The organism is Escherichia sp. XD33 (assembly GCF_019375075.1).
GTDB lineage: Bacteria > Pseudomonadota > Gammaproteobacteria > Enterobacterales > Enterobacteriaceae > Enterobacter > Enterobacter flexneri_A.
In genome coordinates this window covers 17,150-29,161 of record NZ_JAENDM010000032.1, presented here as the reverse complement: position 1 = coordinate 29,161, position 12,012 = coordinate 17,150, and the positions used below count along the sequence as shown (strand labels likewise).

Annotated in this window: 8 protein-coding genes; 3 read left to right on the top strand and 5 right to left on the bottom strand. The window is 46.4% G+C overall.

Annotation, left to right across the window (positions count from 1 at the left end; translation table 11 throughout):
- Positions 1-152: 152 nt before the first annotated feature.
- Positions 153-1,241 (top strand): IncHI-type plasmid replication initiator protein RepHI2, encoded by a 1,089-nt coding sequence (gene repHI2 / locus K0778_RS17260; protein WP_000159529.1) that lies wholly within the window; start codon positions 153-155, stop codon positions 1,239-1,241.
- Between the two features lie 1,992 nt (positions 1,242-3,233).
- On the opposite strand, the gene K0778_RS17255 is transcribed toward repHI2, so the two are convergent.
- From K0778_RS17255 to K0778_RS17235, 5 genes are all read right to left on the bottom strand, one after another.
- Entirely contained in the window at positions 3,234-5,654 is a 2,421-nt protein-coding gene (locus K0778_RS17255) for an Ig-like domain-containing protein (RefSeq protein WP_000681217.1), read from the bottom strand.
- A gap of 464 nt (positions 5,655-6,118) precedes the next feature.
- Positions 6,119-6,706 carry a hypothetical protein gene (locus tag K0778_RS17250; RefSeq protein ID WP_000491822.1) on the bottom strand — a complete coding sequence of 196 codons (588 nt, stop codon included), beginning with the start codon at positions 6,704-6,706 and terminating at the stop codon, positions 6,119-6,121.
- Between the two features lie 44 nt (positions 6,707-6,750).
- Positions 6,751-7,014 (bottom strand): hypothetical protein, encoded by a 264-nt coding sequence (locus K0778_RS17245; protein ID WP_000149861.1) that lies wholly within the window; start codon positions 7,012-7,014, stop codon positions 6,751-6,753.
- Positions 7,015-7,107: 93 nt separating this feature from the next.
- The gene (locus tag K0778_RS17240; RefSeq protein WP_001167416.1) at positions 7,108-7,869 is read right to left on the bottom strand and encodes a methyltransferase; all 762 of its coding nucleotides are present in this window, start codon (positions 7,867-7,869) and stop codon (positions 7,108-7,110) included.
- A gap of 80 nt (positions 7,870-7,949) precedes the next feature.
- Positions 7,950-8,714 carry a hypothetical protein gene (locus tag K0778_RS17235; RefSeq protein ID WP_000277497.1) on the bottom strand — a complete coding sequence of 255 codons (765 nt, stop codon included), beginning with the start codon at positions 8,712-8,714 and terminating at the stop codon, positions 7,950-7,952.
- Between the two features lie 320 nt (positions 8,715-9,034).
- Here K0778_RS17235 and K0778_RS17230 point away from each other — a divergent pair, with 320 nt between their 5' ends.
- Positions 9,035-9,202 carry a hypothetical protein gene (locus K0778_RS17230; protein WP_000803860.1) on the top strand — a complete coding sequence of 56 codons (168 nt, stop codon included), beginning with the start codon at positions 9,035-9,037 and terminating at the stop codon, positions 9,200-9,202.
- Between the two features lie 72 nt (positions 9,203-9,274).
- Positions 9,275-11,665 carry an Ig-like domain-containing protein gene (locus K0778_RS17225; protein WP_000694550.1) on the top strand — a complete coding sequence of 797 codons (2,391 nt, stop codon included), beginning with the start codon at positions 9,275-9,277 and terminating at the stop codon, positions 11,663-11,665.
- Positions 11,666-12,012: the final 347 nt, after the last annotated feature.

The window sequence follows — 12,012 nt, the reverse complement described above, 5'->3', positions numbered from 1 at the left end:
AAGAGTTTTTGCCAAGTTTTAATGAGTGGAGTCGTTTTTTTAGGTAGAACTTATGCACAGATATGGATCATCACAATGATCCATCCAGTGACATAGAGTTCGCTGGGGCTTACTATTCACCAATCTGTTTACACATTCAGTGATAACTTATTATGACTAAAGAGAAAGATACTGAGCAGCAGGACCTGGTCACCAGGGCTTTCTCTGTTAGAGAGAAAGAATCAGGTAAAGACATCATTTTGCGTCCTAACAGCAACCGTACGGTGCAGTCTATTGCTTTGATGCGGCTCGGGCTGTTCGTCCCATCACCAAAGAGTGTGGGGCGTCAAAATCGGGAATATAAAACGGTTGGCTTTGACGCAACGAAAGAGTTACAGACGCTCTCTTTAATGGAGAGCGAGGGGTTCACCAATATTTCAATTGTCGGTGAGCGTCTTAATATGTCAGTAGATTTTAAGACGTGGATGGGCATCATTCGAACCTATGCCAATCATCCGATTAACAATGACACGATAAGCTTAAAATTCACTGAATTCCTCAAGCTATGTACGCCTGAAAATTATCGCTCATCTACAGCGTCCAGAAAACGTATAGACGCCTCCTTACGCAGGTTAGCATCCGTTACCTTGTCGTTCACCAGTAATAACTCGTCCAAAGTCTATACAACGCATCTGGTACAGTCTGCCCTGTTAGACCCGGAATCAGATCAGGTTGTCCTTCAGGTTGATCCTAAGATTTTCGAGCTCTATCAATACGATCATAAGGTTTTGATGCAGCTGAAGGCAATTAAGGAGTTGGCCAAGAAGGAAAGCGCCCAGGCTCTCTATACGTTCATAGAGTCATTACCGCCAAATCCTATACCGATATCCCTTACTCGGCTGAAAAATCGTCTGAACCTCAAAACACGAGCAAATAGTCAGAATGCTACCGTGAGAAAGGCTCTTGAAGAGTTGGCATCGATAGGATACCTCAAGTACACCGAAATTAAGAAAGACGGAAAAGTATACTTCCAGATTCATAAGCGGGATCCCGATCTGAATTTGAACAATACTCAGCCTCCTTTAGAAGTGGTTGAAGATGAAGAAGAGAACTCAGGGTCTTCTGTTTTAGAAGGTGAGTTATGCCCACCAGCTGACCCGATTGACGGCGATGATGTTCTTACCGTCCATGATTTAACCGCTGAAGAACTGCGCTATATTCGTAGTCTTCGAAGCCAGAAAAAGAACAGCAACGCCAGCTAAAGTTAACCCGGCGGTTTAGGCTCCGGGTGCTAAATTACTTCTTCGATTTTCGTTAGTCCCAGCCCGCTCTTTCACGTCAACGGTAATGAGTCAAAAGTCATTACCGTTGTCATTGTTCTCTACCACCCTATGTAGATCGAGATTGCGAAATTCAACGCTTTCTCCTGAGTCACCTGTTAACACCCGGTTTCTACGCTTTACTTCATTGGCCAGTACATCCAACGGAAAATATCGTAACGGGGTGACAATGGCAGTGAGTTGACCCACTCACTACCATCGACATTCAAATCCCGGCTTCTCTGGTAGCTATAGTGACAATGGTAATGATGTGTACCTTACTGGCATTGTCATTGTCCTCCGAGTGTGCGTTCAGCTTTGGGAGGACACCGGAACTTAATGCGGCGAGTCACGGCCATTGTGAATCTCGATTGGATTGGCGAATACGGCTTCCGGTTGGGCCAGATGTCAATGGTTATGCTTCATCCAGCTCATTACTGTAGTCATTGCCGTTCAGTTGAGCTGATGCTCCTCTCATTCTATATGGCGACAACGGTAGTGAGCCCAGAAAGTGACTACCGTTGTCATGGCCGTCCAGTAGAGCGGGTCAACCTCTTAACTCACAGGGTGACAACGGTATTGAGCCCAGAAAGTCACTACCGTTGTCATGGCCGTCTGGTTAAGCAGATCATCCTCTCAATTCACAGGGTGACAATGGTAGTGAGCCTATTAAGTCATTACCGTTGTCATTGCCATCCAGAAGAGCGGATGATCCTCTCAATTCATACGGCGACAATGGCAGTGAGCCCAGCAAGTCACTTCCGTTGTCATAGCCTTCCAGAAGAGCAGATGAGCCTCTTAATTAACAGGGTGACAACGGTAGTGAGCTCATTAAGTCATTACCATTGTCATGGACGTACAGCTGAGCTGCTCATCCTCTCAATTCACACACCGACAATGGTAGTGAGCTATTAAAGTCACTACCATTGTCATATACGTCCAGTTAAGTGGACCATCCTCTCAATACACACGGTGACAACGGTAGTGAGCCATTAGAATCACTACCGTTGTCATTGCTTTTCAGGTGCACTGATAAGGCTCTCAATAGACACGACGACAATGGCAGTGAGCAATTAGAGTCACTACCGTTGTCATTGCTTTCAGCTGAGCTGATAAGGTACGTCATTTACACGATGACAATGGCAGTGAGCCAATCGAGTCACTACCGTTGTTAATGCCGACCAACCGAGGGAAGGGTCCGCTCAAAGAACTGAGTGACAACAGTAGTGAGATCATCCAATCACTACCATTGTCAGCTTAAACCTGTAGGACGAAGAGGCTTGTCCGATAAAATGACGACAATGGAAATGATCCATCACTACCACTGTCATTAAAGTCCAGCGGTTCAACGTTAATCAGTAGCTCCGGATGACAATGGTTGTGAGTCAGGCAATTCCCAAGCATTAGGTGACAGCAGCGTAACACCTCTAAGCTCACTTCTGTTGTCAGGGGTTAGGGTATTGAGTCTCTACCGTCGTCAGTGTTTCTGAGACACCAGTATTGCAGATCACTACAATTGTCACTTAAATATCGACGGGGGAGTAGATGCAAGTGACTGGCTAACCAGTACCAGTTTAGATTCAAAACGATCCCATCTTTGTGGATGCGCTTGAGTAAGCTCGTATGACGATATGTCAGAGAAGTGACAACAGGTGTGAGTTGCCGGACTCACTCCCGTTGTCATCCCCGGTTGAAGGAAGAGAATCCCCGGGGCTGTATATTTACCAGGTATCCTTACTCAAGGGGTTCGACACTCACTCCCATTGTCGTAATCAACGAGTATGCATTGTCTTTTGAAAGCATCGCTGGAAACGTACGATTAAAGTAACTTTTCTTTCGGTTCTTCCTTGCGAATCTCTGAAGACGTACTGGCTGATCGGAGTCGAGGAGGGCAGTAAAATTGAAGCCGTCAGTTTTACTGTCGGCTCCGGGTAGTTACTTCAACTCGTCGATCTGAATCATGAATTCTGAGGTGCCAACTTTCCCATTTTCGGAAGGATAAACGGGTAACAGAAGATTATCCCCCTGGCCCATATCTATTTGCACCTCAACTGACTCGCCTGGAGCCGCCTGTGCCCCATTAAATTTAATACCGAAGGCTGCATCCTTCCGCACAGTCAGCGTTGCGTTCTGGACCCCTTTAGCAATTTCTCCATTTGTCTTACGCAGAACGTTAGTGGACAGGTACGCAAGTGGTACGCCATCTGTCGTTTTGAGAGGTGAACTGACCGACAATGTGCGTAGATTATGTAACTGCACAAGGTTATTCGGTAGATAACTGAACTTCTGAGTATAGGTTTTGGTATTCGACTGACTATCGGCAACTGTTACGCTAATTGAATAATTTTCAGATGGTTCGAAATTTGGGAACAGCCTCGGATACTCAGGCATGTATGTATCTTTGCCTGCCGGTGACCACGTAAGCTCAACGTTATCAGCTGTGGGGCCACCTACGAGCTGAAGACGGGTTATCCTCGGGGTTGTCAGATTATCTGCCAGAGCGATCCTGAGGTTCTCCAGGCCGTACACTACCGTATCGTCTTTTACCGGCTTTCCGTCGAATGTTATGGCCACTGTCGGAGGAGTGTTATCCAGAGCAATTTCTCCGAAAGTTTTATTGGTCTGGTTCTGGAAGAAGTCCCTGATGTTGACCTCAACGTTGTATTTTCCTTCAGACTGACGGGATAAATCATAAGCAATCGTGTAGTTACCTGAGATACGAGATTTGATTACGCCTGTTGGTGACATCCGGGTACCGGTGTTCTTATCGGAAAGATAAAATTCCCTCAATGAGACCGAGTCGAACCAGTTACCATCGCCTTCAAGTGACGCCAGTACATCCAGCTGCTTGTTAGTCTCGTCATATGATATCGAGTTTATTACCGGCAGTTGTTTATTGTTCCAGCGTGTCATAATCCATTGCTCAGACCGCAAAATGGGATTGCTGATGCTGCGAACGAAGTAAAGGATTCTATTGTAGCCCTGGGTACCCAAGGCCATATCAAACGTCTCAGGCGCTTCACACGAGGTTTTTCCTGCCGGAATGGTGCAGGTCGCCTTACCGCCGATCTCCTGTGCAAAGGGCCGGGCTTCAACGTTAAAACGAAGTCGGGAAATTTTAATTGGCAGTCGTGATGAAGCCACACTCTCAAAATCCTTCCACTTAACCCAGTTCCCCTTATCATCGAGGAAATCTACCCAGGTACCCGCAAATGCAGGCGTTTGGTTTGCAGATGGGTTTAGAACGAGGCTGTATGACGGATAATACCCTCCCCACTGGCCAAAGTTCGCCATACGAGCCATATCCCCATTAATTGAGCCATAGGGAAGAGTCATTTCAACATAAGCATAAGTGCTGTCTACAGCTATCTCTTTGGGGGCGGAATATTGATTGATGAACTGAAGCCCACCTTCTGAATAAGCACGGTAGTTAGATTTTGGGATCCGGTAGACTAATCGAATAGGGTTTTCGTTAACGACCATACCGGCTTTGTAAGCCGGATAATTAGAAACCCCGGGTACGACGCTGGAAGACGTATTTGGATCATGAACGGCCCACAGTGTCATCTCACCCAGCGTGTTGTCGTAGCGAAATTTTTGAGTTGGCAGCGTTCGGCTATTACCTGCGTTATCGAAGATAACAACTTTTGCAGTAAAGTCTTCATCCAGGTTGCTGTCTGGTATTCCGGTTCCCTTAACTGAATTCTTAGAGTAAGTGTGGTACATCTTTTGGCCGGATACGTCATACTGCATCTGTGTAGTGCTGTAGAGGCTACCGTCCTGCCTGTAAATATATATTAGGCCCTTATCAATACCATTTGCATCACTTACGCCCGAAGAGGTGAAGTCATACTGCCCCGTTGCCTCTAATCCAAGCTTCCACACGTCACCAGCGGTAGAGCCAGAACCAGTATTAGCGGTAAGAGCATTTGCCGCTGGAGGGGTGACATCAATTAGCCAGTTATAGTTATAGGTCGCTACAGGCTTCTGATTGAGATCTAACACGTTTATCTGAACGACAAATTTGCCTTCACCCAAAGCAGGCAAAGTTACTTTTTTGCCGTAGAACTCACTACCGTCAGCAGCTGTTAGTCGGTCTGATACACCCGTCCGTGTAGTCGTAGTATTAAGAATGACAGTTCCAGTGTCTTTCGTGACTTTGACATTAACGAAACGATCAAGACCTGAAATAAGTGTCAAAGTTACCGGTGATGCCGGATTAAGCATAAGACGAGAAGACGGGGCGTGGATCTCAATACCGTTCGTGTCCTTAAAGGCCGATTCATATATCTGAGCTGGGGCCTGAACAGACATACCGAGTCCGGCTACAGCAGTAATAAAAGCGAGATGTTTCATTCTTATTCCCCTTTAGGTTTGGTGTTATTTTAAGCTTTTCCTAAAGGTCACTATGTTCGTAAAAGTATAAAAAACTTCTCCATATGGTGCTCGAAATTACAAATCTATAATTTGCCTTTCGACAAACCTTATTGTGCGTTCAGGACGTAAATCTTTCTTTTTGGAATTACATCTGACATTGCTGTGGTATCCAAACTGGCAACGATTGCAAAACTTATAACATTAGCCTGAAACTATCGGCATCCACATATCGCATTAAGTGATGCTTTTACTTTGTGTAAAAAAGAATCAGGATAAATTAGGTATGACAGATATAAATGCGTTAACGGACGGCATATATGAATCAAAACCTGGCGGTATTACGCCACCAGTCGAGAGGGGAGTGAACCTCAGTCAGTACGTCTACCTTCGTTCCGCAAGGCGCTTCTTGTTGTGAATTACAAACTGCCCTGGCGAGAACTGCATCATTTCACCCCCAGCAACACACGTGCCTCTTCAACGGTTTGCCACGAAGGCATTGCTACGCCAGATTGACTGCCGTTGCCTCTGCGCTCACCGGTGTCACATTCTACATAAAGACGCATCAGCATCGCTTCTATTTCAGCGGCCCGGCTATTATCCATTACCAGTTCTGCTGCGCGTCGTAGCTGTTCTGGAATGTCATTCCACATTCCCGCACCACTTCTGTCTTTGTTAGTGAGCAAGTCTTCAATAGCAGATGAAGCCATGTTAAGCAGGTCAGCCGAAACTAAAGGCATCGGCGGGGCGGTATAGAGGATTCGACGTCTTCCGCGTCTGTCTGGATCGTATTTATCATAAAAAGCTTTGTTCACATCTTCCCAGTGCCACTGAAGTTGCCCGGTTGCGTCATGGTGGCAAAACTCGCACTGATAAACAGGCGCAATCGACATAACTGCCTTTCCAATACGTGCCAGTACAGCAACTTCGTCAGCTCTAAGACTCATTGCTTCGCTTGGGTTACTACCCTCGGAAAATTCCAAAATTTGTTCAATACGTTCTGGTGTGAAAGTGGTCATAGGCTTTGAAAACATATTTTTTCCAGTTGTGCTTACCATATCATCAGGCCTTAAGAGCGTTAGCGAATAATTAACAGGTCAGGACCAAAACTAAATCCTTCCCCCATACGGTCTTCATGACGGGAGACATATGCCTTACCGTATTTCTCCAGATCCTGTAAGCGATCTTTTGCCAGATTCCACGAGTATTCCTGGCCCCACACGGGTCCGTCACGCCCGTCAAAGCGGTCAGGTTTACAATTTGCTTTCAGAAGTGCGTAGACATGCTCCAGCGTGGGTAGCTGCAAAGCACTATTAGCCTGAGAAACGGCAGTATGCGTCATTTCTGTTCACTCTTTATTGATTTAGTCAGTTAAGCCGGTCAGGTAACTTTAACCGGCTACTCGTATTAAGATTTCTTTCCGGTTGCTTGTCAGTTAGCGGCGAAGATCAATTTCAAGGCGGGCTGTTTTGACCTTTGTTCCGGACTCCCTAAATGTATCATCCGGAAGAGGCGAAATTTGTCCGCCAAGTTGTTTGACTCGCTCCCTGAGCGCTTTTGTCAGTGTGTCTTCCCGGAACAATACCCCAGCTGACAGAATGGCCTGTAAGCGACCTCGCTTAGCGAGCATTGCGATGGCATGCATGACATGTTTAACGTCAGAGCGTTTAAGGAATGGTGGATTCATAACGATAACATCAAAAGTTTCATCGGGCTGGTACCCAAGAAAGTCGGTATGCACCAGCTCGGCCCCTGTGCTAAGGACACTATCGTTCTTCACTGCAAGGAATCGCTCATCGTTCAATTCGATCCCGGTAATCAATGCATCCGGAGCCGCCAGTTTTAAGGCTTTCAGAATGCGGCCATCACCAAACTCAGGCTCCAGAACACGTTCCCCGGCAGCTGGTTCAGCGCGTAGAACCATATCTGTGACTAAATTCTCAGGGGTAGGGAAGAAATTGAACAAATCACGTGGGATGTCGACCGAACCTGTCAGAATGATTTGCTCGATACGCTCAGCTGCATCCGCCGTAAAAATATGTGCCTGCTCTTTTCGGTTCCATTTGCCACCGGCAGCTTCCAGCACTTTGTTTGTCTTAACATAAATGCTGCGGTCGAGCTGGTCGGCCAGGAAAAGAAAGTTCCCTTCAGCACGGCAGCGAGATAAGACGTTCAGAACTTCAGTTGAGATTTGCATTAAAACTCCATTAAGAGGATTTACCCGCCTGGCGGCAGCGGGTTGGTTACTTAAACAGGACAATTCAGATTTGGCCTTGGTTAGTCGGCAGACAACAGCAGGGATGGGCTGTTATAAGCGAAGCGGTCAACGGGAGCCTTCTCAAATCGCTGACCGCTTGCATCAGGGGTCAGAACGAGTCCGTTATGGGCGCAATGAATGTGGAGCAACATATCCCCGCCGGTGTTGATGTGTAAGGCAGGCACACCCTGATCGATTTCGAACATGACACCAAAACAGGGGTTACCTTCCTTGTTAACAACTTCACAGTGGATGTTATGTTGGCCGGTAACGCTGACCTGATAGGCCTGACTGTCCTCTTCTCTCAGTGTTTCCTCCTCCAGGCGCCAGTCCTGAAGTGTGAGGCTAATTTCAGGGGTATCATGCTCCTTCTGAAGAGCCTGGATACCTTTACGGAACAGCTGCATCATTTCATGAGTAAGGCAGTCTTCCTCAGCTCCAAAATGTTCTTTCCAGCCTTCAGGATCTGCATACATCCAGACGTTTTTAGCGAGCGAAGGTAAGGAAGCATCAGGCTCTACAAGGAGGTGAGGGATGCTCTCTTTGATTCCGAGATAACGTACTGGCTGGCCGTTAAGCGGTAACCCATCCGGCACTGTAACTTCAGCTCCTGGCAAGACGACGCTGTTTACCAGACCTCCACAATGTTCTGCCACCACCCGGCCTAAATCTGCCATAAACATCCGATGCTTTTCTGGTGAGTCCAGCTCACCAAGGAGTTCAGGTTTAAGCAGTAAACCGGTAATAATCTCAGTCAGTTCACGAGGAGATACTAATTTATACATTTTGTTTTCCTTTTCTGTGTTGGCTTTATATTAACAATCCAGATGCACGAGCTAATAACCTCCAGACAACTTTTTCAAAAATTATATACTTAAAGCAGGGGCTAATATGCGCAAGAAATGAATTTAGGAAGGATGGCTTCAAATTTAACTTTTTGGTTTTTTATTTTAGACGGACTTTAAAATAGCATCGCTGGTAAAATAATAAACATGGTTTATTTTTTGTTTGTATTGACAATCAAATGGGTAAAAATTAATTTACTTACATGGCGTATATTTAATGCCACCGTCCCGGCGGCACCGGGCATAAAAGGAAAACCATCTTGAAACCAATGCTCAAAAAAGATTTTTTTTCAGCTATTGAAAACCTTCTCAAAGCTGGCTTTCAACCTCGCTTTTACACTGTTAACAGTGGACGAATCGGTCTCATTACATTCACTGATAAAAATGGAACAAAACAGGTCCCGCCGGGCAGAAAAGAAAAACATTAAAATTAGCTATTTTCCCGAAAAGATCTCGAACACTGAAAAAGTATCATGGGGAACCTGATCAGGAGACAACCCATGAAAATCAAACTAGCCCTGCTTATTGCATTTGCAGGTTTCAGCGCAGGAGCTTCCGCTGAAATCGCAGAATTCAGCTTTAAAGATACCCTGAACGTTAAAAAGACCGTATCGCCTGCATCCGTATGGATTAATCCGGTAACGAGCTTTGACGTTGCCGTTATTTCCGGTCTGGACCGTTATATTACGCTCAGTCTGCTGAAAAGTGACGGGAGCCTCATCTGGAGCACGAAAAGCAGCCTGGTTACCGTAGATGACCGTACCACATCTTCGACAGGCTTTGATTATTACGGCAAGACTCTGACCGTACCAGCGATGGGAGAAGATAGCTTCACCCTCAGAGAGGTGATTACCGACTTGCAAGGGAAGGAGGTCTCCCGGCAGGATTACCCGCTTGCAATTGACCGAACGCCTCCGGCAACGGGTACCATAAGTTATACGAGAAACGGGTGGAACTTTGGCAGCGAAGCGATCTTCACTTCAGTACCAGCCGGTATGCAGTACGCCAGCGTCCAGGCACTGGTCTTTAATGGACTGAGTGATAAAGGTTCCGGGCTTGCTAATGCTGAATATTTCATAACCGATGCCGCTGGAGTGGAGCGTAAAAAGCCAGCGGAAATTAATACAGTGGAAGGTAGCGTAACCGTTCAAGTCGCCGACGCAAGCAGCAATGCCCTGGCACCGGAAAACCGCTCTGAATATAAAGTGGGGATCTACCTTTATGACAAAGCGGGAAACAGGATCGAACTAAGCCGCCGAAGCGTAATTGATCGGGTTAAGCCTGACGATATCATCCAGGTGCAGGACGCCACTACCGGATCATGGGTCACTTATCAGTCTGGCATGACCGTCTTCCAGAACCCTATTTCCGTACGGGTATTAAGGAAAAAAAGTGACTTTACTGCTGTTAACGGTTCCAAATATGGCTGGGCGGACTCGAATTTCCAGACGTCCGATAGCACTTATAATATTTATACTTTCAAATACATATATCCCAATGTGGGGGATACTTATCATGAATTCCAGACTCTGGCAGGAGGAGTAAGACGAATTCATCATAACTCCCTCAACTTCACTCCAGCCCCGGCGATGGAAATAGCCCCGAAGATAGTGGCTAAAGAGATGTACCGGAGTGATACCAGTGAGTGGTTAACTCAGGCCTCAATCAGCGTTAAAACCGCCACCATTAGCCGCATAAAGGTAACCGCTGAACCCCGACCATACGTGCAAAAGTTCAGAACGGTAAAAAATGCAGCCTGGTTCTGCACTATACCTATCGGACAAAGTTCATGCGAGATGACGGTTAACTTCAACTACACCAGTGACAAAGGATTTGAGTATCTGCACCTTTACTCGGGAAAAGATGGTGACAGCATATTCGATGCGCTTGCTGGTAATTTTACGGTTATCTGGGATAACAACCCACCGGTGGTTAATGTCGCTCAGGTAAACAAGGCCTCCAAGACAATCACTATGACGGCCACCGATAATGATCGCGTCAACGCCTGGAACATCAGCTACTGGGATACCAAAGTTTTCGAAGCCACCCTTAAAAATGCCCGGGGGGAACCTTTCACGCTGAAGCCTGTGACCGTCAGTGAAAGCGATTATAAAACCAAAAACGCCACCTTCTCATACGCTGGTCTACCGGACGGGGATTATACGGTGGTTAGCGTCTCTGCCACGGATCTTGTTGGAAACACCGGAACCAAAACGCTTAATGCACCGCTGAAAATTGACTCAACGCTTCCGGTTATCGCGTTCAGTTTTAATGGCGCAGACGCAGAAGGAAAACTGGTTAAAGGGCTTGAGAACCTTCGCATAAGCGTTACTGATGCCTCTGGGGATGCTTCCCTGACATCGCTTCAGCTCGCTGGTGGACCTAACTCTGAAAAGGTCACCCTGGCATTCACGCCGTTATCCAAGGATGTCTTTATTCCGGAATACCCCAGAATCTTCCCCAACACTGACGAATCGGGACAGATGTATCATCTGGAGGCACTGGCTATTGACGAATCAGGTAACCGGACCACTAAAACGCTTAATTTTACCTACCAGCCTGCGAATCTGATTATGCTGGATAATCTCAAGACGCTGGCCACAGCCGTAGCACTGAAAGCAACGGACAACACGCCGCTGGCCATCATCCGAACCAGTGTGTTGCGGCGTCAGGACGGTTCTATCATTACCGGACAGTTAAACGGAACCCTGACTGTTCAGAAAAATGCCCAGTTCGGCGTTACGGTTGCCGGAGTTACGGTCCAGCCTGGTGAAACTAAATCGCTGTCACTGGATCTTGGTAATGGTGAAGAGCGCACGTATCCCGTTACTCCCGCTGTAAGTGGTCAATCTGGCACGGCCACATTTGCTATAGAATTCCCTCAAACATAAGCTCTTCAGAAGGGTGCGGTAGTATGCCGTACCCTGTTACGCCATCCTCAATGTAATATGTAGAGTTGAGCATGACTTAATTATTACTTTCTCATTAAGTGGCTCTTAAATTGCAAACGGGAAAGTAATATTCCCGAGACGGGAAGGACGCCTTCCTTTTGGTTTTAATCTATGATGCTAAACCGTTTAATCACTCCGGAACAATGCCCGCGTTTAAATGGCTGGCACCAGTACATGATTTATCCATGAATGCTTTTTGATGCACTTTTACTTCAGAATGCTCTTAATTTTTTAAACAAAATTATATTTGAATCCTTCGTGTATAAATTTGCAGACCCTCTCTCAAT

Excerpts from the sequence above, each read along its gene's own strand:
- repHI2 (WP_000159529.1), top strand. The coding sequence starts at position 153 with ATGACTAAAGAGAAAGATACTGAGCAGCAGGACCTGGTCACCAGGGCT.
- K0778_RS17255 (WP_000681217.1), bottom strand. The coding sequence starts at position 5,654 with ATGAAACATCTCGCTTTTATTACTGCTGTAGCCGGACTCGGTATGTCT.
- K0778_RS17250 (WP_000491822.1), bottom strand. The coding sequence starts at position 6,706 with ATGTTTTCAAAGCCTATGACCACTTTCACACCAGAACGTATTGAACAA.
- K0778_RS17245 (WP_000149861.1), bottom strand. The coding sequence starts at position 7,014 with ATGACGCATACTGCCGTTTCTCAGGCTAATAGTGCTTTGCAGCTACCC.
- K0778_RS17240 (WP_001167416.1), bottom strand. The coding sequence starts at position 7,869 with ATGCAAATCTCAACTGAAGTTCTGAACGTCTTATCTCGCTGCCGTGCT.
- K0778_RS17235 (WP_000277497.1), bottom strand. The coding sequence starts at position 8,714 with ATGTATAAATTAGTATCTCCTCGTGAACTGACTGAGATTATTACCGGT.
- K0778_RS17225 (WP_000694550.1), top strand. The coding sequence starts at position 9,275 with ATGAAAATCAAACTAGCCCTGCTTATTGCATTTGCAGGTTTCAGCGCA.